Annotated in this window: 25 protein-coding genes and 1 rRNA gene; 10 read left to right on the top strand and 16 right to left on the bottom strand. The window is 68.5% G+C overall.

The annotated features are described in order from the left end of the window. Positions 1–6: 6 nt before the first annotated feature. Positions 7–123, top strand: a 5S ribosomal RNA gene (gene rrf / locus DMH01_RS40850). Positions 124–415: 292 nt separating this feature from the next. Here the strand turns inward: rrf and DMH01_RS40845 are convergent. The 8 genes from DMH01_RS40845 to DMH01_RS40810 form a co-directional block, all read right to left on the bottom strand. After that, positions 416–1,819 (bottom strand): hypothetical protein, encoded by a 1,404-nt coding sequence (locus DMH01_RS40845; RefSeq protein WP_125684573.1) that lies wholly within the window; start codon positions 1,817–1,819, stop codon positions 416–418. A 123-nt stretch (positions 1,820–1,942) separates the two neighbouring features. Further along, positions 1,943–2,680 carry a Sir2 family NAD-dependent protein deacetylase gene (locus DMH01_RS40840; RefSeq protein WP_125684571.1) on the bottom strand — a complete coding sequence of 246 codons (738 nt, stop codon included), beginning with the start codon at positions 2,678–2,680 and terminating at the stop codon, positions 1,943–1,945. A 15-nt stretch (positions 2,681–2,695) separates the two neighbouring features. After that, positions 2,696–3,886 (bottom strand): Ig-like domain-containing protein, encoded by a 1,191-nt coding sequence (locus DMH01_RS40835; RefSeq protein WP_125684569.1) that lies wholly within the window; start codon positions 3,884–3,886, stop codon positions 2,696–2,698. Positions 3,887–3,978: 92 nt separating this feature from the next. Further along, positions 3,979–4,845 (bottom strand): patatin-like phospholipase family protein, encoded by an 867-nt coding sequence (locus DMH01_RS40830; RefSeq protein ID WP_125684567.1) that lies wholly within the window; start codon positions 4,843–4,845, stop codon positions 3,979–3,981. 9 nt (positions 4,846–4,854) lie between these two features. Beyond that, entirely contained in the window at positions 4,855–5,517 is a 663-nt protein-coding gene (locus DMH01_RS40825; protein WP_125684565.1) for a DedA family protein, read from the bottom strand. 60 nt (positions 5,518–5,577) lie between these two features. After that, positions 5,578–6,579: a lipoyl synthase gene (gene lipA, locus DMH01_RS40820; RefSeq protein WP_125684563.1), complete on the bottom strand. Its 1,002-nt coding sequence runs from the start codon at positions 6,577–6,579 to the stop codon at positions 5,578–5,580. Between the two features lie 37 nt (positions 6,580–6,616). Further along, positions 6,617–7,573 carry an oxidoreductase gene (locus tag DMH01_RS40815; RefSeq protein WP_125684561.1) on the bottom strand — a complete coding sequence of 319 codons (957 nt, stop codon included), beginning with the start codon at positions 7,571–7,573 and terminating at the stop codon, positions 6,617–6,619. 43 nt (positions 7,574–7,616) lie between these two features. Continuing rightward, on the bottom strand, positions 7,617–8,147 hold the full coding sequence (locus tag DMH01_RS40810; RefSeq protein ID WP_125684559.1) for a hypothetical protein: 531 nt from the start codon (positions 8,145–8,147) through the stop codon (positions 7,617–7,619). A gap of 132 nt (positions 8,148–8,279) precedes the next feature. Between DMH01_RS40810 and DMH01_RS40805 the strand changes: the two genes are divergently transcribed. Then, on the top strand, positions 8,280–8,897 hold the full coding sequence (locus DMH01_RS40805; RefSeq protein ID WP_034324103.1) for a TetR/AcrR family transcriptional regulator: 618 nt from the start codon (positions 8,280–8,282) through the stop codon (positions 8,895–8,897). Between the two features lie 24 nt (positions 8,898–8,921). Beyond that, the gene (locus DMH01_RS40800; RefSeq protein ID WP_125684557.1) at positions 8,922–9,857 is read left to right on the top strand and encodes an LLM class F420-dependent oxidoreductase; all 936 of its coding nucleotides are present in this window, start codon (positions 8,922–8,924) and stop codon (positions 9,855–9,857) included. A gap of 83 nt (positions 9,858–9,940) precedes the next feature. Here DMH01_RS40800 and lipB read toward each other — a convergent pair whose 3' ends face one another. From lipB to lpdA, 7 genes are all read right to left on the bottom strand, one after another. After that, a complete protein-coding gene (gene lipB, locus DMH01_RS40795) occupies positions 9,941–10,684 on the bottom strand; it encodes a lipoyl(octanoyl) transferase LipB (protein WP_125684556.1) in 744 nt (247 codons plus the stop codon). 10 nt (positions 10,685–10,694) lie between these two features. Next, the gene (locus tag DMH01_RS40790) at positions 10,695–11,309 is read right to left on the bottom strand and encodes a phosphatase PAP2 family protein (protein ID WP_125684554.1); all 615 of its coding nucleotides are present in this window, start codon (positions 11,307–11,309) and stop codon (positions 10,695–10,697) included. After that, complete coding sequence (locus tag DMH01_RS40785; protein ID WP_125684552.1) at positions 11,306–12,190, bottom strand: TIGR01777 family oxidoreductase; 885 nt, start codon at positions 12,188–12,190, stop codon at positions 11,306–11,308. The genes DMH01_RS40790 and DMH01_RS40785 overlap by 4 nt, the downstream gene beginning before the upstream one ends. 14 nt (positions 12,191–12,204) lie before the next feature. After that, positions 12,205–12,705: a helix-turn-helix transcriptional regulator gene (locus DMH01_RS40780; RefSeq protein ID WP_125684550.1), complete on the bottom strand. Its 501-nt coding sequence runs from the start codon at positions 12,703–12,705 to the stop codon at positions 12,205–12,207. Between the two features lie 21 nt (positions 12,706–12,726). After that, positions 12,727–13,797 carry a serine hydrolase gene (locus DMH01_RS40775; RefSeq protein WP_125684548.1) on the bottom strand — a complete coding sequence of 357 codons (1,071 nt, stop codon included), beginning with the start codon at positions 13,795–13,797 and terminating at the stop codon, positions 12,727–12,729. A gap of 129 nt (positions 13,798–13,926) precedes the next feature. Next, on the bottom strand, positions 13,927–15,690 hold the full coding sequence (sucB, locus tag DMH01_RS40770) for a 2-oxoglutarate dehydrogenase, E2 component, dihydrolipoamide succinyltransferase (RefSeq protein WP_125684546.1): 1,764 nt from the start codon (positions 15,688–15,690) through the stop codon (positions 13,927–13,929). Positions 15,691–15,746: 56 nt separating this feature from the next. Further along, the gene (lpdA, locus tag DMH01_RS40765; RefSeq protein WP_125684544.1) at positions 15,747–17,120 is read right to left on the bottom strand and encodes a dihydrolipoyl dehydrogenase; all 1,374 of its coding nucleotides are present in this window, start codon (positions 17,118–17,120) and stop codon (positions 15,747–15,749) included. 214 nt (positions 17,121–17,334) lie between these two features. On the opposite strand from lpdA, the gene DMH01_RS40760 reads away from it, so the two are divergent. Then, the gene (locus tag DMH01_RS40760; RefSeq protein WP_020630431.1) at positions 17,335–17,679 is read left to right on the top strand and encodes a hypothetical protein; all 345 of its coding nucleotides are present in this window, start codon (positions 17,335–17,337) and stop codon (positions 17,677–17,679) included. 210 nt (positions 17,680–17,889) lie between these two features. Here the strand turns inward: DMH01_RS40760 and DMH01_RS40755 are convergent, their stop codons facing one another. After that, positions 17,890–18,873 carry an SMI1/KNR4 family protein gene (locus tag DMH01_RS40755; RefSeq protein WP_125684543.1) on the bottom strand — a complete coding sequence of 328 codons (984 nt, stop codon included), beginning with the start codon at positions 18,871–18,873 and terminating at the stop codon, positions 17,890–17,892. A gap of 189 nt (positions 18,874–19,062) precedes the next feature. Here DMH01_RS40755 and DMH01_RS40750 point away from each other — a divergent pair, with 189 nt between their 5' ends. The 6 genes from DMH01_RS40750 to DMH01_RS40725 all read left to right on the top strand — a co-directional run bounded on the left by DMH01_RS40750 (position 19,063) and on the right by DMH01_RS40725 (position 26,106). Further along, positions 19,063–20,202 carry an epoxide hydrolase family protein gene (locus tag DMH01_RS40750; RefSeq protein WP_125684541.1) on the top strand — a complete coding sequence of 380 codons (1,140 nt, stop codon included), beginning with the start codon at positions 19,063–19,065 and terminating at the stop codon, positions 20,200–20,202. Between the two features lie 66 nt (positions 20,203–20,268). Next, entirely contained in the window at positions 20,269–21,816 is a 1,548-nt protein-coding gene (locus DMH01_RS40745) for a benzoate-CoA ligase family protein (protein WP_125684539.1), read from the top strand. Next, positions 21,809–22,720 (top strand): arylamine N-acetyltransferase, encoded by a 912-nt coding sequence (locus DMH01_RS40740; protein ID WP_125684537.1) that lies wholly within the window; start codon positions 21,809–21,811, stop codon positions 22,718–22,720. The genes DMH01_RS40745 and DMH01_RS40740 overlap by 8 nt, the downstream gene beginning before the upstream one ends. Next, on the top strand, positions 22,624–24,021 hold the full coding sequence (locus DMH01_RS40735) for an acyltransferase (RefSeq protein ID WP_158633291.1): 1,398 nt from the start codon (positions 22,624–22,626) through the stop codon (positions 24,019–24,021). The genes DMH01_RS40740 and DMH01_RS40735 overlap by 97 nt, the downstream gene beginning before the upstream one ends. A 131-nt stretch (positions 24,022–24,152) precedes the next feature. Beyond that, complete coding sequence (locus DMH01_RS40730; RefSeq protein WP_125684533.1) at positions 24,153–25,262, top strand: serine hydrolase domain-containing protein; 1,110 nt, start codon at positions 24,153–24,155, stop codon at positions 25,260–25,262. Next, positions 25,240–26,106, top strand: coding sequence for a tryptophan 2,3-dioxygenase (locus DMH01_RS40725; RefSeq protein ID WP_125684531.1), 867 nt, complete (start codon positions 25,240–25,242; stop codon positions 26,104–26,106). Before DMH01_RS40730 ends, DMH01_RS40725 begins: the two co-directional genes overlap by 23 nt. Positions 26,107–26,130: the final 24 nt, after the last annotated feature.

The raw sequence follows: 26,130 nt of genomic DNA, 5'->3' as shown, positions 1-26,130 counted from the left end.
TAGTGTTTCGGTGGTTATAGCGTCAGGGAAACGCCCGGTCCCATTCCGAACCCGGAAGCTAAGCCTGACAGCGCCGATGGTACTGCAACCGAAGGGTTGTGGGAGAGTAGGACACCGCCGGACTAACATTAGAAAAGGAAGGGTCCAGGCCCCGGTCGAGAACCACGAGTTCTCCCGGGGCCTGGACTTTTTTTCATACCCAAAACCCGCCACACCCGTGACCGAGCACGCGACTCACGTGACCGAGCGCGTCACACACGTGATCCGGGGCGTCACTCACGGGATCACGCGAATGACGCGCCCCATCACGCGAATGACACCCCTGGACACGCGAGTTACGCCTCTGATCACGCGAGTACTGCGGACCGTGCGGGGTTCTTGTCGAATACTGGTCGAGTGGTCTTGAAGGCCGAGGTCACGCCAGTGGGGCGCTCACGTGGTCCAGCGTCCAGTTGCCCACACCCGGGGTTCCTTCGTTGCAGTAGTAGCTGTGCAGAGTGTTGTCGAGGACATGTTGGAAGACGCATGCCGATCCGTTGCCGTAGACCGGCCCGGTGGGGATCTCGAAAAACTGTCCCGTGGCGCTGGCCGCGGTGAGCACGCGTGTCTTCCAGACATTGGTCTGTTCCAACGTCTCCACGGCCAGGAAGTACAGGGACTGCACCTTGATCACGTGTGGTGCGGCCACGACGTCGCGGGAATAGGCCACGAGCGTGCCGAGATCGGCCGGGTCGGTCTGAAGCAGTGCGTCGAAGGAGGCCGCGCTTTTGACGCGGATCTCCTTGCGGCCGCCCGCGTCCCGGAACCAGTACAGGTACACGGCTTGCGTGTCCGGCTCGCGGAACAGTGTCGGGTTTCCGTTGTTCACCGCCATTTCCTTGACCAGCGGCACGAAGGACGTGAACTGCGTGCCGTCGAGGCCATCGGTGCTTTTGCGCCCGACGATGTAGTAGGCGCCGCCATCGGGGTTGCCGCCGCACCAGTAGACGTTGTGCACCAGCCCGATCGTGTCGTCCGGGTTCAGGAGTGCGCAACCCCAGCGCTCGCCGGTGCCGGTGAGCAACGGCGTGGTCGACTGCGTCCACGCGGTGGAGTTCAGGTCGTTCGTCCGCGCGATGCCCAGACCGGCGCACTCGTGGTGGCCGAAGTACCCCAGATAGCGGAAACCCCCGTTGATCGACGGTGACTGTCCCGGGTTGACGTCCAGCACGCTGAAGGTGTGCGGATGATCGGCGTTGCCACTCCACGAAACCGGGCTCAGCACCGATTTCTGCGGCGTGCTCAGGGCAAAGTAGCCGGGTTCCTGCGTCGCCGACTGTTGCGCGAAGGCGTAGAACAAGAAGGTCTTGTTCTGGTAGCCGAACGATTGCAGCTGCGCGTCGGTGAACTCCCCGGTGCGCACGGTGAGCCAGTCCTTGTCGCCAGGATGCCACCAGCGGTGCACCGCCACGGTGCCGGTGCGCTGGGTGGGGAACGCGTAATACTGGAACGTCTTGCTCTGGTAGCCCCAGGCGGTCATCTGCGCATCGGTGGCCATTCCGGCGGGCATGTCGATCCAGTCCTTGTCCGCCGGGTGCCACCAGCGGAAGACCTCGACCATGTCGCCGCTGCCGATCAGGCTGACGTAGAACTGCGGTTCGGTCGGGGGCTGGTAGCCGAAGGACTGCAGCTTCGCGGTGGTCGGCTGGTTGCCGTGTGCCGGTACCGAAATCCAGTCCTTGTCCGCCGGATGCCAGTACCGCCGGACCGCGGACGGCGCGCCGACACCGGGCTGCGATATCTGTTGTTGCGCGGAGTGCTCCACGAATTCAGTACTCATGAACATCTTCTCCCCACGTGACTTCGAAGCAAGTGACTAGGGGGATGTCGTCCGAGCCGTCCGAATAGTTTGCTCCGCAGCGCAATCGTGATGGTGTACGCACGGGAGTCGACCGGTCGCGAGTTACGCGGTCAGGGCGGGGAGGGTGTCGCTGAGGGGGCCGCGGACGACGGCTGTGGCCATGGAGTCGTAGGGCGTTTCGGAGCCGTTGCAGATCACCACGGCGGATCCGGACCGGGAAGCGACGCTCACCAGTGAGGCGGCCGGCTGTACGCGGAGCGAGGACCCGGCCACCAGGAGGAGGTCGCTGTCGGAGACGGCGGTTCGTGCGGCCCGGAGCAGGTTCTGGTCCAGGTGCTGACCGAAGGACACGGTGGCCGACTTGAGGATGCCGCCGCACACCAGACAGGGCGGATCGGTCTCGCCCGCTCGGACGCGCTCCAGCGTCGAGCGCATGTCCCGGTGGTCGTCACAGGACAGGCAGACGGACTCGAACATCGTCCCGTGGAGTTCCAGCACCCGCTCGGGCGGAGAGCCCGCCTTCTGGTGCAGCCGGTCGATGTTCTGGGTGATGATCCGCGTCGGCGACAGGCGCTCGAGCGCGTAGTGCGCGGCATTCGGTGTCGCGTCCCATCCGGGGTGCACCAGCCGCGCCTGCCAGGTCCGCTCACGGACCTCACGGCTGCCTTGGTACTCCTTGAGGTTCGACATCTTCTCCGCGGCGGGATCGCGGGTCCACAGGCCCTGCGGGCCGCGGAAGTCGGGGATCCCCGAATCCGTGGAGATCCCGGCGCCGGTCAGTGCGACGACCCGGCCGGCGCCGGCCACGAGTGAGCGGGCGGTGCTCAGGGTGCTGGTCACCGGCCCATCATGCCTCTACTTGAGCGCGCTGCCCGCCTGCCAGTCCGCCCACGACTTGGACCAGTCGCCGTAGAGGTCCCACACCGGCAGCTGCGGGCCACCGGAGTTGGTCACCTCGACGACGTCGCCGAGCCCCATGTTCTGGTAGAACCACTGGGCGTTGGCGGCGTTGAGGTTGATGCAGCCGTGCGACACGTTGGAGCTGCCCTGCGCACCGACGCTGTTCGGGTTCTCGTGGACGAACTCGCCGTCGTTGGAGATGCGCAGCGACCACTTCTCGTTCGCCTTGTAGTACCCCGGCTGGCCCTGGCAGACGCCGTAGGTGCACGAGTCCATCACGTAATTCTCGTGTTTGTCCGAAATGACGTGTGCGCCCAAATGCGTCGGCGTGGCGTCCTTGCCCATGGAAATGGGCATCGATTTCGCGAGCTGGCCGTTGTGGAAGATCTGCATCTGTTCGGTGTTTCCGTCGGCCTTGGCGACCCAGGAATCGTGCACTTTGTACGTTTCGGTGCGATCGGTCGCGCCGTACACGCCATTGCCGAAATCGACGCCGTAGATCATCGCCGACACCTTGAGCGTCGTCCCCGGCTGCCAGTACACCTTGGGGCGGTAGTGGACGTTCTTGTCGTCGATCCAGTACCAGGAGCCCTCCTGTTTCGGCGTGGACTCCACGGACAGCTTCTTCTCCACCTCGGCCTTGTTCTTCACGGGCTGGCCGAAGGCGAACACGATCGGCTGCCCGACGCCGACACCGCCGGACGCGACCGCGGCGGGTGCCGGGATCAGGTTCGGGTTCGCCTGCTGCTTCGGGCTCAGCGTGGAGACCCTGCTCTGCTGCTCGACGGGCTTCCCGTCGCTGCCCTGGGCATGCGCCACGATCTTGTAGGTGCTGCCGTAGCCGAGCGGCTCGATGGTCTTCCAGCTGAGCCCGTCGCTCGCCAGCTCGCCCTTCACCTGGTTGCCCTTGTCGGCGTTGCTGACGGTGACGTCGATCAGCTTGCCGTGCTCGGCCTTGACCACCACCGGGGTCGCCGGATTGACGTCGGTCCCACCGGCCGGATCGATGGTCACCGAAACCGGGTTCGTCTCCGGCTCGGCGCTGGTGCCGGGTGAATTGGTGCCGCCCGAGGGCGAGCAGGCCGAGATCGCCACTACCGCGGCGAGTATTCCGGCCGTCGAAAGTAATGTCTTCTTGGGAAACATATAGTTCTCTTTTTACGTCGCGCTATCAGCGGAAAGTTCTCTTTCAAAACTACGCGACGAAGTAGACGTGATCGATGCCGGATGGTTGCCTGTCAGGCCACGACGAGACCCGGGGCACCATAAAGTCCGGGGCCGTCGACGCTCAATTCGCCCAAATAGGTCTTCGCGGCCTCATAAGCTTCGGCGGTCAGCGCGGTGGTGTGACTGAAGTCCAGCGGGCTCACCCGCACCGGCTTCGGCCCGGGCACGTACACCACGGGCACTTCGGCCGCGGCGATCGGCGCCTCCAGGACCGCCTGGTTCCGCATGCTGATCATCGCGGTGAACATCAGCACCTCGGCGAAGGTCTGCGGGGTGCCGGGCATCTTGCCGGGGAAGGCGCAGTCGAGGACGACGAGCGATTTCGCGCCCATGGCGAGCGCCTGGCGCATCGGCACGTTGGCGACCAGACCGCCGTCGTAAAGCATGCGCTCCCCGAACGGTACCGGCGGATAGATCCCCGGGATCGCGCAGCTGGCCAGCAGGGGCGCCAGAACGGGCCCTGAGCGGATGAGGAGCGGTTCGGCGGTGTCGACGTCCGTAGCGACGACGCCCAGCGGCAGCGCGAGATCCTCGAACCGCGCGCCCTCGCCGATGTGCTCGTCGACGATCGCGGCGAGACCGGTGTTGGGGAACAGGTTGGTCTTGCTGTGCCGGAGGGTCCGCACCTGGCTGAACACGCCACCGGGGAACGCCTCGTGCCGGGTCATCCGCGACCAGATCCGGTCCAGGCGGTCGCCCGATTCACCCCCGAGGGCGAGCACGGCGGCGTTCAGCGAACCCACCGAGGTGCCGACGACGAGGTCCGGGGTGATCCCGGCTTCGGTCAGGGCGCGCAGCATCCCGACCTGCATGGCCCCGAGACTGCCGCCGCCACCGAGGACGAAACCGATGGGCTGGGGCAGGTTCAGGGCGGCCATGCCCGGAATCTAGTCCTCCGCGCCGACCTTCGCCGGGGTGGCTTCCTCGGCTGTGACACCGAGCGCCTTCTTCTTCTTGTAGCGCAGCAGGAAGAAGACCGCGACGCCGACCAGGACGCCGACGATCACCAGGCCGCCGGTGTTGAGCACGCCCTCGACCTTCTTGGCGGCCTCGCCGAGCGCGGCGCCGATGCCGATGTGGATGGCCGACCAGCAGGCCGCGCCCGCCGCGGCGGCGGGCAGGAACTTGCGGAACGGCAGGCCCGACGTGCCCGACGCCGCCGGAGTCAGCGTGCGGATCACCGGAAGGAACCGCGCGAAGAACACCGCCCACGCGCCTCGCCGTTCGAGCACACCCGTCGCCTTGTCCCAGGCGTCGAGGCCGTACTTGCGGATCAGCTTCGTCTCGCGCAGACGCGGACCGAAGCGTTTGCCGATCGCGTAGCCGAGCGAGTCGCCGAGTGCGGCACAGACCGTCACGACGGCCCACAGGGTCAGGAAACGGGAGACCGACGTCGCCGTCGTGGCCGCGACCAGCAGCCCCGATTCACCGGGGGCGATGAAGCCGAGCCCGATGGTGCATTCGGCGAACACCAGTCCGCCGGTCGCCGCGACCAGTCCCGGTTCCGGGAGACTCTGCAGCCAGTTCAGAAGATCAGTTACCAACGCCACCAGGTCACTTTACTGATTCGTGACCTGGTGGGTGGCGATGTCGCGGAGAGGTGACCGGAGTCACCTGGCCAGCAGCGAGCTGGCTTCCTGCGCGGCGGGCCCTTCGGCGGCGAGATGGGCCAAGTTCTCCGACAGCTCTTCGCCGCGGTGGGCCTTCGTCTGCGCGAACAGACGCCCGGCGCGGTACGAGGAACGGACCAGCGGCCCGGCCATCACGCCGGCGAAGCCCATCGCTTCGGCGGCGTTCGAGTGCTCGACGAACTCCTCCGGCTTGACCCACCGGTCTACCGGGTGGTGACGAGGCGACGGCCGCAGGTACTGGGTGATCGTGAGGATCTCGCAGCCCGCGTCGACCAGGTCCTTCATCGCGGGCGCGACCTCGTCCGGGGTCTCGCCCATGCCGAGGATCAGGTTCGATTTCGTCACCAGACCGGCCTCACGGGCCTTCGTGATGACCTCCAGCGACCGCGCGTACCGGAACCCGGGGCGAATCCGCTTGAAGATGCGCGGCACCGTCTCGACGTTGTGCGCCAGCACCTCAGGGCGTGAGCCGAAGACTTCGGCGAGCTGGTCGGGGTCGGCGTTGAAGTCCGGGATCAGCAGCTCGACACCCGTGCCGGGGTTCAACGCGTGAATCTGCCGCACGGTCTCCGCGTACAACCACGCGCCACCGTCTTCCAGATCGTCACGCGCGACACCGGTCACCGTCGAGTACCGCAAACCCATCGCCTGAACGCTCTCGGCGACCTTGCGCGGCTCGGTGCGGTCCAGCTCGGCGGGCTTGCCCGTGTCGATCTGACAGAAGTCACACCGCCGCGTGCACTGATCCCCACCGATCAGGAACGTCGCCTCACGGTCCTCCCAGCATTCGTAAATATTGGGACAACCGGCTTCTTCGCAGACGGTGTGGAGGCCTTCGCGGCGCACCAAGCCTTTGAGTTCGGTGAACTCCGGACCCATCCGCGCGCGCGTCTTGATCCACGACGGCTTCTTTTCGATGGGAGTCTGGGAATTCCGGACCTCGAGCCGCAACAACTTGCGGCCATCTGGGGCAGCACTCACACCGCCACCCTACGCCCGCCGGAGTAGTGCCCGCCGCTCACGCGGGGTCGGGGGTGACACCCGTCAACTTGGTGGTCACGTCCCACAACGCGGCGCCGAGCGACTCGCTCTTCGCGGCGGCCAAAGGCCGTACCTTGACCGGCGCGCCGCGAAGCCCGCCGAGCCCGCGCGGGCCGATGTAGTCGCCGCCTTCGACCTCGGGAGCGGTCGCCGCGAACAGTTGCGGGAGCGTGCCCTGGCGCGCGTTCTGCGCGATGAAGATCTCGCCGATCCGGTTGCCGCCGGCGACGAGCGCGCGCACCACGGGATTGCGGTAGGAGCGGGCCATCCCGGAACCGAGCCCGGTCCATGTATAACCCGGGTGCGCCGCCACGCTGATGACGTCGTCGCCCGCGGCGCGCAGCCTGCGGTCCAGTTCGAGCGCGAAGACCTGATTGGCGAGTTTCGACTGGCCGTAGGCCGAGCCGGGGTTGTACATCCGGCGCTCGAAGTTCGGGTCGGCGATGTCGATGCGCGCGCCGGTCGCCGCGACACTCGACAGGGTGACGACACGCGCTCCGGAGCCGTTGCGCAGGGACGGCATCAGCTGCCAGGTCAGCACCGCGTGCCCGAGATGGTTCGTGCCGAACTGGGTCTCGAAGCCGTCCTTGGTGTGGCCGCGCGGGGTCGCCATCACTCCCGCGTTGTTGACCAGGACGTCGAGCTTGCCGCCCGACAACTCCTGGACCTTCTTCGCGGCTTCGCGGACCGAGTCGAGGTCGGCGAGGTCCAGCCGGACGAGTTCGGGCGCTTCCCCGGTCGCGGCCGCGCGGACCTGGTCCAGCGCCTTGGCGCCGCGCTCCGGTGATCGGCAGCCGAGCAGCACGCGGGCCCCCTTGCCCGCGAGCACCTCGGACATGCGCAGCCCGAGCCCCGAGTTCGCCCCGGTGACGAACACGGTCCGGCCGGTCTGATCCGGGATGTCGGCCTCGGTCCAGCGCGCGTGAGCAGCCATGCCGGTCACCTAACTACATCGTCGACTGTGCCGCTACGCCAGGTCAGGCGCTCGGCGCGAGCAGCCGGAGCAGATGACCCATGGGGCTGCGGCGGCGGGCGGGTTTCGCGTGCCGTCCGTGCCGGAGCAGGGTGGCGAACGCGCTGCCGACCTTGGTGATCTCCTCGGCCGGTTCGTCGCCGTCGGCCAGCCCCGCCGTCAGCGCGAGAGTGCGCAGTTCGGCTTCGTGCGACGGGATCAGCGCGGGGCACCGTTCGAGGGCCGCGTCGAGAACGGCGCGGAGGGTCTCGTGCTCGGCCGTGGCGGCGTTCCATGCCCGGGTGACGGCTTCGACCCGGTCGAGCGCGAGCTCCTGGTCGGCGTAGTCCGGATCGGTCATCTCGGCGCGGAGGTGACCGGCGAGCACCTGGTTCCACTTGTATCGAAGCGCGACCAGAAGCTCTTCCTCGGTCGCGAAGTACTGGGTGGCGCCAGGGATTTCTTCGAGTGAGATCGCGTCGGACGGGTGGTGACCCGCCTGGCGCAGTGCGGCTTCGAGGATGTCGCGCCGCCGGTAGAAGTCGTTCCAGCTCATGATGTGGGCTCCCCTCCGTGACCCGGTTCATACCGCAGGTTTGCGGCATACTCCCGGTACGGACCTGACAGCAGTCAACATACCATGGGTATGGAGCGGGACCGGCGGCGTAAAGTTGTGAAGGTGGCGACAATGAGGTCAAGGCGGCTGGACTATTCCGAGTCCACCCGGTCGGCACTCGTCGAGAGTGCCGTGGAGCTGTTCACCAAACGCGGGTACGCCGGCACGTCTCTCGACGAGATCGCCAAGCGGGCCAGGGTGACGAAGGGCGCGCTCTACCACCATTTCAGTGGGAAGCAGGCGCTGTTCGAGGCCGCCTTCGACACGGTCGAGAGCCAGGTCTTCGACCGGCTCGAGAAGATCATGAACGGCCCGGCCTCACCGTGGGAACGGGCGCTCTCCGGGCTGCGCGGCTTCCTGCAGAGCTGCCTCGACCCGGCGTACCAGCGCATCGCGATCCACGAGGCGCCGGTGGTGATGGGCTGGGAGCGCTGGCGCGAGGCCGAGGAGCGGTGCAGCTTCGGCCTGGTCCGCACCGGGATCCAGTCCCTCATCGAGGTCGGCGAGGTCGACGACGTCCCCGTGGACGTCACCGCGCGGCTGCTGTTCGGCGCGTTGTCGAGCGCCGCCATCGAGATCGCGAGTTCGCCGGAGCCGAAGAAGGTCAGCGCCCAGGTCGAGGAGGTCCTGGTGCGGCTGCTCGTCGGATTCCGCCGGGTCCCGCCCGCCGAACACGGGAAAGCGAGCTGACCGCGCCATAGCTAGGGTGGCGGCGTGGACCTCAGGATCTTTACCGAGCCCCAGCAGGGGGCCAGTTACGAAGACCTGCTCCGGGTGGCGAAGGCCACCGAGGACGCGGGCTACGACGCCTTCTTCCGCAGCGATCACTATCTGAAGATGGGTTCGGCGACCGGGCTGCCGGGGCCGACCGACGCGTGGATCACCCTCGCGGGTCTCGCCCGTGAGACCCGCCGTGTGCGGCTGGGCACCCTGGTCACCGCCGCCACCTTCCGGCATCCGTCGGTGCTCGCGATCTCGGTCGCGCAGGTGGACCAGATGTCGGGCGGCCGCGTCGAACTCGGCCTCGGTTCCGGCTGGTACGACGACGAGCACACCGCGTACGGCCTCGACCTGCCGCCGATCAAGGAGCGCTTCGACCGCTACGCCGAGCAACTCGCCGTCGTCACCGGGCTGTGGGAGACGCCGGAAGGGGAGACGTTCTCCTTCGACGGCGAGCACTACAAGCTCGTCGACTCGCCGGGCCTGCCGAAGCCCGCGCAGCGGCCCCGGCCGCCGGTGATCATCGGCGGGGGCGGCAAGAAGCGCACCCCTGCGCTCGCGGCGCGTTACGCGGACGAGTTCAACCTGCCGTTCGTGGGCCCGGACGCCGCCGCGGAGCAGTTCGGCCGCGTCGACGACGCCGCCCGCGAGATCGGCCGCGACCCCAAGGAGATCATCCGCTCGGCCGCCCTCGTCGTCGCCGTGGGCCGTGACGACGCCGAGGTCGCGAAACGCGCCGGCGTGCTGGGCCGTGAGGTCTCCGAGCTGCGGGAGAACGGGCTCGCGGGGACGCCGTCGGAGGTCGTCGAGAAGATCGGGCAGTGGCGGGAGAAGACCGGGATCACCCGGCTCTACCTGCAGCTGCTGGACCTCTCGGATCTGGACCAGATCGAGCTGATCGCGGCCGAGGTCGCCCCTCAGCTGGACTGAAGTACGGGGGCTGAAGGGCGCTTTCCCCGCATCTCATGCAGGGAAAGCGCCCTTCACCGCGTCCTATGCGGGGAAAGTCCCCTTCAGCTCTGGAGGGCGAAGGTGACACCCGGGGCTGCGGGTGCCTCGGGGCGCGGCAGCCAGCGCTCGTCGCTCACCGGCAGGTCGCCTTCCAGCGCCGCGAGCACGGCTTCGCGCGCCATCGGCAGCACCGACGCCACGGTGACCTCGCGGTCGAGCTCGTAGGAAAGCGACGTCACGCCCGCGTCCCGGATGCCGCACGGGACGATCTTGTCGAAGGCGCCCAGGTCGGCGTTGCAGTTCAGCTCGAAACCGTGCATCGTCACGCCGCGCTGGACGCGGATGCCGATCGCGGCGATCTTCCGCTCCGGGCCGCGGTCGTCGGCGGGGATCCAGACGCCGCTGCGGCCCTCGACCCGGCCGGTGTGCACGCCGAGCTGGTCGCAGACGGTGATCAAGGCCTCTTCGAGACGCCGCACGTAGTGCACGACGTCGATCGGGTCGGCAAGTTTGATGATCGGGTACCCGACCAGCTGACCCGGCCCGTGCCAGGTGATCTTGCCGCCGCGGTCGACGTCGATCACCGGTGTGCCGTCGGTCGGCCGGTCCTCGGCTTCGGTGCGCTTGCCCGCGGTGTACACCGACGGGTGCTCCAGCAGCAGCATGGTGTCCGGGCCGTCACCGTCGGCGCGGGCCGTCACGTGCTTACGCTGGAGTTCCCAGGCTTCGGTGTAGTCGATCGTCCCGATCTCGAGGACGTCGACGGGCTCGGTGGCGGCACGGCATGACGTGGTCGAAGAGCTCACTTCAGCGACACTACGCCGGGTCTTTCGGCAGGGGGAGCAGGCCCAGCCCGGCCGCCGCGATCAGGCCGACACCGCCCACCGCGAGCACGGATCCCGCGGTGTCGGTCAGCCAGTGCACGCCGAGCACGATGCGGCAGAGGGCGCCGGCCACCGTCGCCGCCGCGGCGATCGTGATCGCCAGGCGCGTGAGACGCGGACGGGTCCACGCGCACAGCAGTACCGCGACGAACCCGGTGCACGCGACGGCGACGACGTGCCCGCTCGGATAGCTCAGATCGGGGAACTCGCGCGGCCGCTCCCGGTAGAAGAGCGGTTTCGCGATCAGGCTGGTCATCCGGCACAGCAGCAGGACGACGGCGAGTTTGACGCACAACACGGTCAGGTCCCGGCGGCGCCAGGCGAGCACCACCAGCACCGCGCCCAGCACGAACGGCAGGACCGGGCCGAGGACGTTCGTGACCAGGCCCGCCACCTGACCGGCGGGCCGGGTGTGCTGGCCGCGGAACGCGTCGGCGAGCGCGACGTCCACCGGCGGCGGCCGCTCGTCGACGGACAGGCCGAGGACGACGAAGCCGAGCAGCAGGAGGAACCCGGCGAGGGTGTACAGACCGCTCCGCACGGTCATGTCGCGGCGGCCAGCGCGTCCTCGAGGGTCGGATGGCGGAACGCGTAGCCCGCCTCCTCCAGTGCACGCGGCATCGCGCGCTGCCCGAACAGCGCCATCTCCTCGGCCGCCTGCCCGAGCGCGAACTTCATGGCGAAACCGGGCACCTGCCAGATCGCCGGCCGGTGCACGGCGCGGCCCAGCGCCTTCGTGAAGGCGGCGTTCGTGGCGGGCTGCGGGCCGGAGAGGTTGACCGCGCCGGACAGCGTTTCGTTCTCCAGCGCGAAAACGATCGCGCCGACCTCGTCGTCCAGCGAGATCCACGGCATGTACTGCTTGCCGTCACCGAGTTTTCCGCCCAGCCCCAAGCGGAACAGCGGCCGCAGGACGTCCAGTAGCCCGCCTTCGCGCGCGAGCACCAGCCCGGTGCGGATGCGCACGACCCGGGCGCCGGCGGTGGCCGCGGTCTCGGTGGCGCCTTCCCACGCGGTGCAGAGCTCGGCGAGGAAACCCCGGCCCACCGGGCTCGTTTCGTCCACAAGGGACGGACCGGCGTCGCCGTAGTAGCCGACGGCGGAGGCGTTGACCAGCACGGGGATGCCGTGTTCGGCGACGGCTTCCGCGAGGACCTCCGTGGGTTCGACCCGGCTGTCGAGGAGGACCTGTTTGCGGGCCGCGCTCCAGCGCCCGGGCAGCAGTGGCGCTCCCGCGAGGTTCACGACGGCGTCGACCCCGTCGAGCGCCCCGTCCGCGATCTCGCCGGCGGGGGGATCCCAGCGGCGTTCGTCGGCCGCCCGCTCCTCCCGGCGGACGAGACGGACCACTTCGTGCCCGGAACGGCGTAACCGTGTCGTGAGTGAGGTGCCGATCAGTCCGCTCGCGCCCGCGATCAGAACTCGCATGATCCGATCGTGTCCTATCCGCGATCCGGGCGCACGCTCAGGTTCTTCAGTTGCCCGGCGACGTCGGACGCGGCGGTGAGCAGCACCAGCACCGGGATCGTCGCGGCGGGCCGGAGCCGGTAACTGCCGCGTTTGTCCTGCTCCACGATCCCGGCGCCGGTCAGCGCCTTGAGGTGGTGGTACAGCTGGCCCGGCGAGCCGAGTTCGGCGGCCTCTTGCAGGGCGGGCGCAGTCTGCGCGCCCTTCTCGGCCAGCGTCCGCACGAGTGCCACCCGTGCGGTGCTGGACAGGGCCGCGAGCACTTCGACCCGCGGCCCGTCCGCGAACGCCAGCATCGGACCGGGCGTGACGGTGATCGCCCAGCTCAGTTCGAACGGCTCGGTCAGCTCGCCGTGATAGCCGACCACCCCGCCGGGGCTCGTCGCGGGCTCGGCTTGGTGCTCGCCGTGCTGGTTTTCCAGCGCGGCGACCCGTGCTTCGAGGGCGGCGATCCGGTCGGCGAACTCGGCGTTCATACCGGTTATCTATACCGTCGCTCAGCGGAGCGCTCGTTCCAGGGCGGTGAACCGGGCCGGGTTGGACAGCGCCGCGAGTACGAGGTCGATGAGCGGCAGGGCGTTCTGCATGTCCTGGTCGCTCACGCCGGTGAACAGGACGGCCGCCGTGCCCGAGCGCCCGCCCGGCCAGCGGACGGAAAGCCCGAGCGTCAGCGAACGCGGCAGGCTTCCGCCCTTGAAGAGCACTTCGCTCGCTCCAGGCGGTACGCGGTCCGCGAGCGGCTTCGCGAGGATCTCGCGCGCGGGTGTGTAGAGCCCCTTCGCGATACTGCGGTGAAGCGAGAACAGATCCGACGCCGAGCCCTGGCCGTGCCCCTTGACCCACGGCCATTGCGCGTCGGAGGTGCCGGGCATGTCGGGCCACCGCTTGAAGGCTTCGGCACGGAATCCCGGATCGCGGACGAACCGGCGCGCGACGGCGTCGCCCATCGCCCGCCGGACGGCGACCGGACTGCCGGGTGGAGGCGCGTATTCCGGCATCATCAGCATCAGGACCTCGCCGCTCAGCGATCGGGTGTCCGGCCGGAACCAGCCGCCTCGCGCCGCCGCCCGCCGGAGGGCGGGATCGCCGAGGCGGGTGCGGAGATAGTCCGTGGCGGCGTTGTCGCTGAAGAGGATCATCGCTTCGGCAAGCCTGGCCAGGGGGACACGCTGTTCGGGATCCTTGGCGATGCCGTAGTCGTCGCAAGGGACGCCGAGCCAGGTGAGCGCCTGGAAATGCGCGCGACCATCGGCGACGAAGGGATGGTGGGCGTCCCAGTCGCCCACCCGGATCTGTTCCTTCGGGTCGAGCCGGCTTTCGGCGTACGCGCTGAGATGCACGACCTTGATCGACGAGGCCAGAACACGCCGGACGTCGGCGTTGCGCGAGGCGCGGCGACCCGCGCCGTCGTCGATCAGGACGGAGACGTCGCCGCGGTGGGCGGCGATCCAGTCGAGCCAGCCCTGTTCGGTCGTCGTCTCCGGCTGGGCCGCGGCCGCGGTTCCCGGCAGCAGCAACGCGGCCGAACCAGCGGCGGCGCCCGCCAGCAGATGGCGTCTGGTCAGCATGGTGAGACCCTCCCTCTTGTTTTCCGTAATTCCGGAATACTAGAGTCCTGGAGGGTTGTCAAACGAGACAAAGAAGAAGGCCCCCGCCCCGCCGAAGCGGGACGAGGGCCTTCACGGACTACCGGAGGATCAGAGACCGAGCTCGTCCTCGAAGGTGCCCTCTTCCAGACGCTGCTTGATCGTCGTGACGAAGCGGCCCGCGTCGGCCCCGTCCACCAGGCGGTGGTCGTAGGTCAGCGGCAGGAACGCCATCGACCGGACGGCGATCGTGTCGTTGCCGTCGGCGTCGGCGATCACGACCGGGCGCTTCACGACCGCGCCGGTCCCGAGCATGCCGGACTGCGGCTGCACGATGATCGGCGTGTCGAACAGAGCGCCGTTGGAGCCGATGTTCGTGATCGTGAAGGTGCCGCCCGACAGCTCGTCCGGCTTGATCTGGCCCGAACGCGCGCGGCCCGCCAGATCGGCGATGCGGTGCGCGAGACCGGCGAGGCTGAGCTCACCCGCGTCGTGGATGACCACCGACAGCAGACCCTTTTCGGTGTCCACCGCGATTCCCAGGTGCACCGCACCGTGGTAGGTGATCTCCTTCGTGTCCTCGTTGTAGGACGCGTTGACGTTCGGGTGCTGCTTGAGCGCCTCGACGGTGGCCTTCGCGAAGAACGGCAGGAACGTCAGGTTGACGCCCTCGCGCTCCTTGAAGGCCGCCTTCGCCCGCTGGCGAAGCTTGGCGATCTTCGTGACGTCCACCTCGTGGACCTGCGTGAGCTGCGCGGAAACCTGCAGCGACTCGCGGGTCTTCGTGGCGGTGATCTGGCGGATCCGGCTGGCCTTCTGCACGGTGCCGCGCAGAGCCGCGAGCTCCGGCGAAACCGCGGCCTTGCGCGGAGCCGACGGGGCGGCGGCGGGGGCCGGGGCGGCGGCAGCGGGCTGCGCGGCCGGAGCCGGGGCGGCCTTCTGCTTGGCCTCGGCGGCCGCGAGCACGTCCTGCTTGCGGATGCGGCCACCGACACCGCTGCCGGTCAGCGACGACAGGTCGATGCCGTGCTCCGAAGCGAGCTTGCGGACCAGCGGCGTCACGTACGGCGCGTTGTCCGAGCCGTTGTCGCTGCTCGCCGCCGGCTTCGGGGCCTCGGCCTTGGGAGCCGGGGCGGCCTGAGGAGCCGGGGCGGGCTTCGGCGCGGGAGCCGCTTCGGCCTTGGGCTCGGGCTTCGGTTCCGGCTTGGGCTCCGGCTTCGGCTCGGGCTTGGGTTCCGGCTTGGGCTCGGCCTTCGGGGCCGGGGCGGAACCGGCGGCACCGATCACCGCGAGCACCCCGCCGACCTCGACGGTCTCGTCCTCGCCGGCGCGGATCTCCAGCACGGTGCCGGCGACCGGGGACGGGACCTCGGTGTCGACCTTGTCCGTGGAGATCTCGAGCAGCGGCTCGTCGACCTCGACGCTCTCGCCGACCTGCTTGAGCCACCGGGTGACGGTGCCCTCGGTGACGCTCTCGCCCAGCTCGGGCAGCTTCACCTCGGTGCCTTCGCCGCCCGAAGCCGGCGCGGTGTCCGGCTGGGACGGCGCGGCGGCCTCCTCCTGCGCGGGCTCCGGCTCGGGCTGCGCCTCTTCGGCGGCCGGCTCGGCGGAGCCGGAGGACTCCGGCACCCCGCCGGTCCCGTCGTCGATGACGGCGAGCTCGCCGCCGACCTCGACGGTCTCGTCCTCCTGCGCGCTGATCTTCACGACCTTGCCGGCGACCGGGGACGGGACCTCGGTGTCGACCTTGTCCGTGGAGATCTCGAGCAACGGCTCGTCGACCTCGACGGTGTCGCCCTCCTGCTTCAACCACCGGGTGACGGTGCCCTCGGTGACGCTCTCACCGAGCTCCGGCAACGTGACGGAGTAGGCCATCGTTCGCTGACTCCCTTGATATGTCTTGCTTGGTCTGGTTCTTCGACGGTGAGACGTCAGCTGTGGACGTGCAGCGGCTTGCCCGCGAGGGCGAGGAACGCTTCACCGAGGGCCTCGGTCTGGGTGGGGTGCGCGTGGATGAGGGGAGCCACGTCCTCGGGGAACGCCTCCCAGCTGTAGATCAGCTGCGCTTCGCCGATCAGCTCGCCGACGCGGTCGCCCACCATGTGCACGCCCACGACCGGCCCTTCCGGAGCCTTGATCAGCTTGACCCCACCGGAGGTCTTGAGGATCTGGCTCTTTCCGTTGCCGCCGAGGTCGTAGGTGAAGGTGGTGACGTCGGAGCCGTACTTCTCCTTCGCCTGCGACTCGGTGAGGCCGACCGAAGCGACCTCGGGGTGCGAGTAGGTGACGCGCGGGATGCCGCTCTCGTCGATCACGCGCGGCTCCTGGCCGGCGATCTCCTCCGCGACGAAGATGCCCTGCTGGAACCCGCGGTGCGCGAGCTGCAGGCCGGGGACGATGTCACCGACGGCGTAGACGTTCGGCAGGTTGGTGCGCAGGCGGTCGTCGGTGAGGACGAAGCCGCGCTCCATCTTGACGCCGGCCTCCTCGTAGCCGTGCCCGGCCGAGTTCGGGCCACGGCCCACGGCGACCAGCATCAGGTCGGCCTCGAGCGTCTCGCCGGATTCCAGCGACACGCTGACGCCGTTGTCGTCCTGCTTGGCGCCGGTGAACCGGACGCCGGTCTTGAAGGCGATCTTGCGACGGCGGAAAGCGCGCTCGAGCTGCTTGGACGCGTACTCGTCCTCGTTCGGGACCAGGCGGGGCAGCGCCTCCACGATGGTGACGTCGACGCCGAAGGACGCCCAGACGGACGCGAATTCGACACCGATGACACCACCGCCGAGGACGATGACCTTCTTCGGGATGTAGTCCAGCGAAAGCGCCTGCTCGCTCGCGATGATGCGGCCGCCCAGCTCCAGGCCGGGCAGCGTCTTCGAGTACGAGCCGGTGGCGAGGATGACGTTCTTGCCGGTGTGGCGGGTGCCGTCGACCTCGACGGTCGTGCCGCCGACGAACGTCCCGGTGCCCTCGACGAGGTTCACCTTGTGCGCCTTGGCCAGGCCCTGGAGGCCCTTGTACAGGCGAGAGACGATCCCGTCCTTGTACTTGTTGACGCCGGCGATGTCGATGCCTTCCAGCACGGCCTTGACACCGAAGGTCTCGGCGTCGCGGGTCTCGTCGGCGACCTCCGCCGCGTGCAGGAGGGCCTTGGTCGGGATGCAGCCTCGGTGGAGGCACGTCCCGCCAAGCTTGTCCTTTTCGATCAGGGTGACGGAAAGGCCCAGCTCGGCCGCGCGGAACGCGGCGGCGTAGCCGCCCGATCCGCCACCCAGGATCACAAGGTCGGCGGAGGTGTCGGTCACTTCAATAACTCCTCGGCAAGCGGTAGGGGTGGTGCTCTGGCGCCGCTTCGCGCGGTATACGCGCGCGCGGACACTTGCCATCTTGTCACTACGTGTGGAGAGGCTGCGACCTAGGCCGCGTCCTGTGACCCACGGGACACGACCCGCCCGGGTCGCCACGGTGAGCACACACCCGGGTCGGGATAATGGACACTGGACGAGAGTGGGAAGTGAGGTGGTCGGAGTGGGTCTGTTCGACTCGCTGCGCCGGCGCTCCAAAGGCGGGCAAAAGCCCGGTACGCTGCGAAAAGCCTCTTCAAACGACTTCAAGCACCTGGAAGAGTGGGCCTCTTCGAGGACCGGTGTCGAAGCCTATGTCGAGCCCAAGACCAACGTCACGGAGACCACTGTCGTCCTCATCGCCCACGACGGCGAGTGGACCCGGCGCCGGATCGAGAGCCTGGACGCGGCGCAGCAGTTCGGTCACAAACGGTCGATCCCCGTGTACGAGGTGGCGCGGGTCGGCTACCCGAAGCGGATGCGGGAGTACACCGAGCGGAAGAAGCGCGGCGAAGCTTGACGCCTCGTGAGTGGTGGCCGCCATCCGGGCGTCGCGAAAGCCACTTTCGCGACGTCTGATGTCCCGAAAGTGGCTTTCGCGACACGCCGCCGGGAAGTCGCCCGGAAGCCTCACGAGGTCCGGCACCGGCGATCTCGCGTGATTCACCGGACGACACGCGTGATCCGGCGGACGACACGACCGCGGAGCCGGACCGAATCGGCCCGGCGCCTACGCGGATTGGGCCAGAAGGAGCAGGTGCCGCTCCAGCAGCGCCCGGAACGTCGGGTGCACCGTCGTGCCCAGCGCCGGGTCGATCTCGACCGTCCGCCACTCGTCGCCGGCGGCCGTCAGCAGCACGACGGCCGGTTCCGCGATCACGACGACACCGCCTTCCGCGCGGAGTTCGGCCGTGCCGAGCAGCCGCGGGAAGACGACGTCGGCGGGCAGGCCGTCGCAGGTCTGCAGGAACTCGCGGTAGTCGTCGGGCAGCCGGAGCCCTAGCCGCGCTTCGGCGGCGCCGATGGTGCGAAGGGACGCGGCCGGGGGAGCGGTGCCGCCGCCGCGCAGCCGGAGGATGCCCGCGATCATTTCGCGCCAGGAGCCGGTGTCCGGCGGGTGGCGTTCGTACAGCGCCGCGACCAGAGCCCCGGCGCAGACTTCCGGCCACTCGCCGAGCCCGAGCGGGTCGGCTCCCGCGACCAGCCGGGGTGCGAGCCGTCGTGTCGCGGCAAGCACGGCGACGTCGGGGCGGGCCTGGCGCGACGCGATATCCGCCCAGGCGTCCAGATCGCCTCGCGCGACGGCCTCGCGCAACCGGTCCGGGCGCGACGGCCCGAGATGCGCGACGGCTTCGCCGATCGGGGAGCCGCCGAGCAGACCGTCGAGATCGGACGCCCGCCGGGCGAGGTAGTCCTCGTGCGCGCGTTCCTCGGCGTCGAGATCGAGCGGAGTCAGCGCCGCGGCCCACTCCGGCCGCGCCCCTCGCGCCTCGAAGAGCATCGCCCACGCGCGGGCCCGCACCGCACCGGGAACGAGCGCGGTGACGGGGCGTTCGGTGAGGGCGTGCCAATGCGTGATCAGCCTGTCGGCCTCCGCCATCGCCCCGGAAACGGCGAACAGCAGCGCCGCGTGCGCGATCCGGTCGTCGAGCGCCGCGTCGTCACCGCTCAGCACGTCCTTGATCGCGCCTTCGAGGTACGCGTCCTTGTCCACGGGACCGACCTTGCCACAACGGGCGGCCTACGAATTCGGCGGACGGCCCCGCCCCGAAAGGCAGGAATGAAGACGCACGGCCGCCGGACGCTCGGAATCATGGTGAGTACAGGGAATCCCGTTCCCGCAGACCTCGAACCGAGCGCCGTCTTCCCCACCGGCCAGCTCCCAGACAGACGGGTACGAGCCGTGCGTCCTTTCCGTATCGATGTTCCGCAGTCCCAGCTCGACGACCTCGCCCGGCGGCTGGACAACGTCCGCTGGCCGGACGCGGGTCCCGTCTCCGGATGGGAACGCGGTGTCCCACTGGATTATTTGCGGGAGCTCACCGAATATTGGCGCACCCGATACGACTGGCGGGCGGCCGAGGCGCGGTTGAACCGCCATCCCCAGTTCACCACCGAGATCGACGGCGCGAACGTCCACTTCCTCCACATCCGTTCGCCGCGCCCCGACGCGACACCCTTGCTGCTCACCCATGGCTGGCCCGGGTCCTTTGTGGAATTCCTCGACATCGTCGAACCGTTGACCCAAGGGGATCCCGCCTTCCATCTGGTGATCCCGACCATTCCCGGCTTCGGCTTTTCCGGCCCCACCGGTCAGGAGGGCTGGGACGTGCCGCGGGTCGCGCGCGCGTGGGCGGAACTGATGCGCCAGCTCGGCTACGACCGGTACGTCGCGCAGGGTGGCGACTGGGGCAGCGTGATCTCGCTGCAGGTCGGGCTCGCCGATCCCGAGCACGTCGCCGGTGTGCACCTCAACATGCTCGTCACCTTCCCGCCGCCGGATCCCGCGGCGATGGCGGATCTGGACAGTGAGGACCTCGCACGGCTGGAACACGGCCAGTGGTTCGCCGACGACGGGATCGGCTGGCAGAAGATCCAGTCCACCCGCCCGCAGACCCTTTCCTACGCGCTGACCGATTCGCCGGTCGGGCAGCTGGCCTGGATCGTGGAGAAGTTCCAGGAGTGGAGCGGCTCGACGACGGTGCCCGAAGAGGTCTTCGACCGGGACGACCTGCTGACCAACGTGATGCTCTACTGGCTCACCGGGACCGCCGGTTCGAGCGCCCAGATCTATTACGAGACAACACATCTCACCCCTCAGTTCATCAGCACGTGGGGCGGGCCGTGGCCGCTGTCCATGCCGGTCGGGGTGGCCGTGTTCCCCGCCGACGCCACCCGGCCGGTCCGCAAGTTCGCGGAGCTCAGCCTGCCGACTTTGGCGCGGTGGACCGAATACGACCAGGGTGGCCACTTCGCCGCGCTGGAGCAGCCGGGACTTCTGGTGGAGGACGTGCGGAAGTTCGTGATCTCGCTGGGGGCCTAGGCCTGGGGGGCCTGGGGGGCCTGGGGAATGACCGATCCACATCTAGGGGAGAGAACGGAATCACACATGAACGACCGGATACGTGTCGAAGACGTGCCCGAACGATTCAATGTCACCGAGTACTTCCTCGATCACGCCGAGGATCACCGGATCGCCTTGATCGACGACGGCGAACCGGTGTTCTACGGCGAGCTCAAGGCCGTGACGAATCAGGTGGGGCACGCGCTTCGGCACATGGGGGTCCGCCGGGGCGACCGGGTACTGCTCGCGCTCAACGACGGCGTCGAGTTCGTCGCCAGCTGGTTCGCCGCGCAGAAGATCGGCGCGGTGACGGCGGAGATCTACAGTTTCCTGCACCCGAAGGACTTCCGCTACTACCTGGACTACGTGTCGCCCGCCGTCGTGGTGGCCGACGCGTCCACAGTGGACAAGATGCGCGAGGCGGGCGCGAAGAACCTCCTCGTGGCCGGAGTGGACGCGGAGGAACTGCGGGACGACGAATGCGCCTTCGACGAGATGGCCGCGGACTGGCCCGCCGAACTCGAGGCCGTCGCGACCCTCAGCGACGAAGAGACCATCTGGAAGTTCACCTCGGGCAGTTCGGGTGCGCCGAAGGCGTGCCCGCATCCGACGCGCAGCCCGCTGCTGAACTACGACTGGTTCGCCCGCGGCGTGCTCGACCTGGGCTCGGACGACGTCGTGCTCGCCGTGCCCAAGCTCTTCTTCGGCTACGCGCGGGACATGGTCGCGCTCTATCCGTTCCGGGTCGGCGCGACGGGCATCATCTTCAACGAGCGCACCACCGTGGAGAAGATCTTCGAACTCATCGCGCGGCACAAGCCGACGATCCTGGTGAACGTGCCGACGATGATGAGCGCGATGGTCGCCCATCCCGACGCGGCGAACCAGGACTTCAGCTCGCTGCGCGCCTGTCTTTCCGCGGGTGAGGGGTTGCCGCCCGACCTGCACCGGCGGTGGAACGAGGTCTTCGGGGTCGAGGTGATCGACTGCCTGGGGTCGGCGGAGGGGTACCACGCCTACCTTTCCAACCAGCCGGGGCAGATCCGCAGCGGCAGCCTGGGGCGTCTCGTGCCCGGGTACCAGGCGAGCCTGGTCGACGATTACGGACAGCCGGTGCCGGACGGCGAGATCGGGCGGCTGGAGCTCGTCGGCCCGACGTCGGCGAAGGAATACCGTGGTGCGCCGGAAAAGACCGCGGAGACGTTCGTCGCGGAGAACACCATTCGGTTCGGGGACCTCTTCGAGCGGGACGCCGAAGGCTACTTCTACTACCGGGGCCGCGCGGACGACCTGCTCAAGGTCCGCGGCGTGTGGGTCGCGCCCGCGGAGGTCGAGAACTCCCTGCAGGCGCACCCGGCGGTCGTGTCCTGCGCGGTGGTCGGCTACGAGGAGGAGGGACTGACGAAGCTGCGCGCCTACGTCATCACCTCGGATCCGCTGGAGGTCGAGGATCTGCGGGACTTCGCCAAGGCGAACCTTTCGCCGCACAAGCGCCCGCACGACTTCCGGTTCGTCGACGTCATCCCGAAGACGCCGTCGGGCAAGCTCGACCGGCGCGCGCTGCGCGGGGAAAGGAAGCCTCACGATGTTTGAGGTGGATGTCGCCGGCTACCTGGCCCGGCTCGGGGTGCTCGACGAGCGCCATCCTTCGCCGCACGGACTGCGGGCACTGCACCGCGCCCATGTCGAGCGCGTGGCCTATCAGACGGTCGACATCCACCTCGGCAGGCTCACCTCGGTCGATCCTCGGGCGAGCGCGGACCGGGTCGTCCGGCTCGGCCGGGGTGGGTACTGCCTGGTGCTCAACGGGGCGTTCGGCGCGCTGCTGGACGCGCTCGGGTACCGGGTGCGGCGGCATCGCGGCGCCGTCCTCATCCGCCCGGACCACCCCATGCCCGCGCTCGGCAACCATCACGCGCTGACCGTGCGCGACCTGCCCGGTGAGGACAACCCTGGCGGGGAGTGGCTGGTCGACGTCGGCCTCGGCGACGCGCTCCACGAGCCGTTGCCGCTGGTCGCCGGCGTGTACCGGCAGGGCCCGTTCACCTACGACCTCCGGCCGTCGCCGGTGATCCCGGACGGGTGGCGGTTCGGCCACGACCCCGCCGGGGCCTTCGTGGCGATGGACTTCCGGTCGGAACCGGCGGTGCCCGCGGATTTCGCGGCCCGGCACGTCGCACTCTCATCCGCGCCGGACTCCCGGTTCGTCCAGGTGTTCTCGGCGCATCGCCGGGACGCGACCGGGGCGGACGCGCTCCGCGGGTGCGTGCTCTCCCGGATCGGGGACGGCGCCGACGCCGGTCCCGTCGAACTGGCCCGCCGCGAGGAATGGTTCGAGGCGCTCGGCGACGTCTTCGGAATAGGTCTCGGTGACCTGTCCGACGCGGACCGTGAGCGGCTGTGGCGCAGGGTCCGTACGGCCCATGGGGTATGGCGCCAAGGGCGCAGTCCAGAAGACGTCATCAAACCGGCGATTCGGACAGGATTAATCGCGTAATAACCGGGCCGATCAGCAGAGGGGCCATAATCATGTCCAGTGGAAAGGCCGGGCGTGTCGGGACATTAGAGGGACTTCGCGGGGTGCTCGCACTCGGGATTCTGCTCTATCACGTCGCCTTCATGACCGGAGTAGCCAGTTTCATCGATCAGCCCGGCCACCCGTTCTGGGGTGTCTTAATCGACGGCCTGATGATCCTTTTGCCGCCGTTCTTCGTGATGTCCGGCATGTTTCTTTTCCGCGCACATGCGCGGAACACCGTACTCGGGACGAAGAAGCCGTCGACGAAGTCCTTTCTGTGGGGACGCGCGCTGCGCATTCTTCCCGGGTATTGGGTCTTGGTGATCGTCGGTCTGCTCACGATCAACTTCACGGCGATCGACGGCGCCGGTGACATTCTGCGCCCGCTCACCATGCTGCACTTCTTCTGGTGGGAAGGTCAGCCGGTCATCGGGCTCGAGCACACGTGGACGGTGCCCGCCGAATTCACGTTCTATCTGCTCATGCCGATTCTCGGCTGGATGGCACACCGATTCGCGCGGAACGGTGCGACGCCGGCACAGCGCGCTCGCCGGATGCTGATCCCGCTCGCCGGTTTCTCGCTGATCGGTTTCGGCTGGATCCTGCTGACCAACTTCCCGGGTTTCACCGCGCCGTCCCAGCTGTGGTTCTGGCCGATCTATTTCTTCCCGGTGTTCGCGGTCGGCATGGCGCTGGCGGTTCTGGCGGCCTACGCGGAGGTCGCGCCGCGCAAGCCCGCGATCTATCGCATGGTGCTCAAGCGGCCGAACCTGTTCTGGGTCGTCGCGCTGGCGCTGTTCGCGGTCTACACCTGGAAGCCCATCGGCATCCCCGGTATGGGTGACGTTCCCGCCATGCTGCAGGAGTTCCTCGGCTTCTTCCTCGGCCTCGCCTTCGCGGTGCTGCTCGTGCTGCCGCTTTCGGTGCCGGGTGCCACGTCGAAGTTCCAGGAGCGGGTGCTGGCCAATCGGCCGATCCGGTTCGCGGGCAAGATTTCGTTCGGTATCTACCTCTGGCACGTCGTGATCGTCGAATATTGGTTCGCCAATGGCAGCATTTTCGGTGTCGAGGCCGTGCACGACATCGTTTTCCGCGGTACGACCGGCTTCTGGCCGATGCTCGCGTTCGTTCTCGGCTTCACCGTGATCGCGGCGACGCTCAGCTATTACCTGGTCGAACGTCCCGCGCAGCGGTTGCGGCACCGTCGCACCAAGGCACCTGTCACCCCATTGAGTGTTACCGGCGACCCATCGCCGCAGACCGACACCCGTGCCGCCTGAGGCGTAGGTCGGAATGCAGCAACCAAGGAGATGCTTCACCGAATCGGGCGACCCTATCGTTCGCTTCGAGGCGGCCTATGAGGTCGTCCTGATTCGGACTCCTATTTCGGGAATCTTCAGAGAGGAAACCGATGAGTGACATTCAGGCGAAAGTCCAGCAGGTACTCGACGAGGCCGTGGCATCCGGCGCGGAGCGAGGCGTGCAGGCAGCCGTTTACCAGAACGGGAAGCTGGTGGTCGACGCCGCGGCCGGGGTGACCGACGCCGAGTCGAACACGCCGGTCACGCCGGACACCCTGTTCTTCGCCACCTCCACCGGCAAGGGCCTGACCTCCACGATCGTCCACGTCCTTGCCGAGCGCGGCGTCATCGACTACGACGAGCCGATCGCGAAGTCGTGGCCGGAGTTCGCGGCGCACGGCAAGGAGAACGCGACGCTGCGCCAGGCGCTCTCCCACACCATCGGGCTGCCGGAGATGCCGGGCGACATCACCCCCGAGGGCCTCGCCGACTGGGACGCGGTCTGCTCCTTCATCGCCGGCTCCGAGCCGTGGTGGACGCCGGGCACCAAGACCGGTTACCACGCGCTCAGCTTCGGCTACATCATCGGCGAGGTCGTGCGGCGCAAGACCGGCAAGCCGATCGACGAGGTGCTGGACGAGGTCGTCGCCGGCCCGCTCGGGATCTCGAAAGAGGTCTTCTTCGGCGTGCCGGAGTCGGAGCTGGGCCGGGTGGCCAAGCTGGAGGACGTCGAGGGCGCGGCCGAGGCACTCGCCTCCATGCCCGCCGACATGCCGCTGTTCAAGGCCGTCCCGCTGGGCGTGGCGCCGCAGGCCGACATCTACAACCGTCCCGGCTACCTCAAGGCGAACGTCCCCGGTGGCGGCACCATGACCGCGCGCGGCGTGGCCCGCGTGTTCGCGGCGCTGGCGGGCGAGGTCGACGGCGTCCGGCTCATCTCGGACGAGCGTCTCCACGAGGTCGCGAAGCCCGCGGCGACGGACGAAGACCAGATCTTCGGCTTCCCCGCCACCAAGACGCTGGGCTACGACTTCGGCATGCCGTTCAAGAACGTCACCGAGACCCCGAACGAGTTCGGCGCGGGTGGTCTCAACGGGTCGGCGGCTTCGATCGACATCGCGACCGGTACGGCCATCGCGGTCAACAAGAACCGCATCACGATGGGCGACTACAGCCTCTTCGAGAAGGTTGCGGAAGTTGTCCGCGAGCACGTCAGCTGAACCCCGTGGTGACGGCGACGCGGAAGACGTCGCCGTCACCACTCCGGGCGAGGCGACGACCGTCGAGGGGTCCAACGACACCGCGTACAGCACCTATCTGGCGCTGGACACGCTCCTCGCGATCCAGCGGCCGAAAACCGAACAGCACGACGAACTCCTCTTCGTGATCGTCCATCAGATCCACGAGTTGTGGTTCAAGCAGTTGCTGCACGAGCTCGGTAACGCGCAGAGGAGCCTGGCCTCGGCGGCCGACGGCCCCGCCCTCCGGGCGCTCAGGCGCACCCGGTCCATCATCCGGGTCCTGATCACCCAGATCGACGTACTCGAGTCGATCACACCGGAACAGTTCGACGCGTTCCGTGAGTTGCTCGGTGGAAGCGGGCACCAGTCCGCGCAGTTCCGGGAGATCGAGGTCGTCTTCGGCCGAAGCGACCGGTTCGCCGCCGAGCAGTTCTCGCCGGGAAGCCCCGATCGCAAGCGGATCGAGGGCAGGCTCGGGGAGCCCGCGTTGTTCGATTCCCTCCTTCGTTACCTCGCGGCGTCGGGTTATCTCCCGGCGCCGCGGGGCGCGCGGGTGGCTCCGGACAGTCCCGAGATCCAGAAGGCGCTGCGCGCCGCGTACCGCGACGACGGGGTGGCGGCACAGATCTGCGAGCGGTTCGTGGATCTGGACCAGCTGCTGCAGGAATGGCGGTTCCGGCACTCCGTGCTCGCCAGGCGGGTCATCGGGGACCAGACCGGCACCGGTGGCTCCACCGGTGCCGCGTACCTGCGTGAATCCGTTTTCAAGCCGTCCTTTCCCGCGCTGTGGCACGTGCGGGACACCGGGTGGGCGGCGGACTAGGAGAGGACGTCAGGTGGAAGCGGT

This window comes from Amycolatopsis sp. WAC 04182, assembly GCF_003947465.1.
Taxonomy (GTDB): domain Bacteria; phylum Actinomycetota; class Actinomycetes; order Mycobacteriales; family Pseudonocardiaceae; genus Amycolatopsis.
This window is presented reverse-complemented; position numbering and strand designations above follow the sequence as displayed.

Coding starts and splice junctions, on each gene's coding strand:
- DMH01_RS40845 (WP_125684573.1), bottom strand. CDS start 1,819: ATGAGTACTGAATTCGTGGAGCACTCCGCGCAACAACAGATATCGCAG.
- DMH01_RS40835 (WP_125684569.1), bottom strand. CDS start 3,886: ATGTTTCCCAAGAAGACATTACTTTCGACGGCCGGAATACTCGCCGCG.
- DMH01_RS40830 (WP_125684567.1), bottom strand. CDS start 4,845: ATGGCCGCCCTGAACCTGCCCCAGCCCATCGGTTTCGTCCTCGGTGGC.
- DMH01_RS40815 (WP_125684561.1), bottom strand. CDS start 7,573: ATGGCTGCTCACGCGCGCTGGACCGAGGCCGACATCCCGGATCAGACC.
- DMH01_RS40810 (WP_125684559.1), bottom strand. CDS start 8,147: ATGAGCTGGAACGACTTCTACCGGCGGCGCGACATCCTCGAAGCCGCA.
- DMH01_RS40805 (WP_034324103.1), top strand. CDS start 8,280: ATGAGGTCAAGGCGGCTGGACTATTCCGAGTCCACCCGGTCGGCACTC.
- DMH01_RS40790 (WP_125684554.1), bottom strand. CDS start 11,309: ATGACCGTGCGGAGCGGTCTGTACACCCTCGCCGGGTTCCTCCTGCTG.
- DMH01_RS40785 (WP_125684552.1), bottom strand. CDS start 12,190: ATGCGAGTTCTGATCGCGGGCGCGAGCGGACTGATCGGCACCTCACTC.
- DMH01_RS40780 (WP_125684550.1), bottom strand. CDS start 12,705: ATGAACGCCGAGTTCGCCGACCGGATCGCCGCCCTCGAAGCACGGGTC.
- DMH01_RS40775 (WP_125684548.1), bottom strand. CDS start 13,797: ATGCTGACCAGACGCCATCTGCTGGCGGGCGCCGCCGCTGGTTCGGCC.
- sucB (WP_125684546.1), bottom strand. CDS start 15,690: ATGGCCTACTCCGTCACGTTGCCGGAGCTCGGTGAGAGCGTCACCGAG.
- DMH01_RS40745 (WP_125684539.1), top strand. CDS start 20,269: ATGAACGACCGGATACGTGTCGAAGACGTGCCCGAACGATTCAATGTC.
- DMH01_RS40740 (WP_125684537.1), top strand. CDS start 21,809: ATGTTTGAGGTGGATGTCGCCGGCTACCTGGCCCGGCTCGGGGTGCTC.
- DMH01_RS40730 (WP_125684533.1), top strand. CDS start 24,153: ATGAGTGACATTCAGGCGAAAGTCCAGCAGGTACTCGACGAGGCCGTG.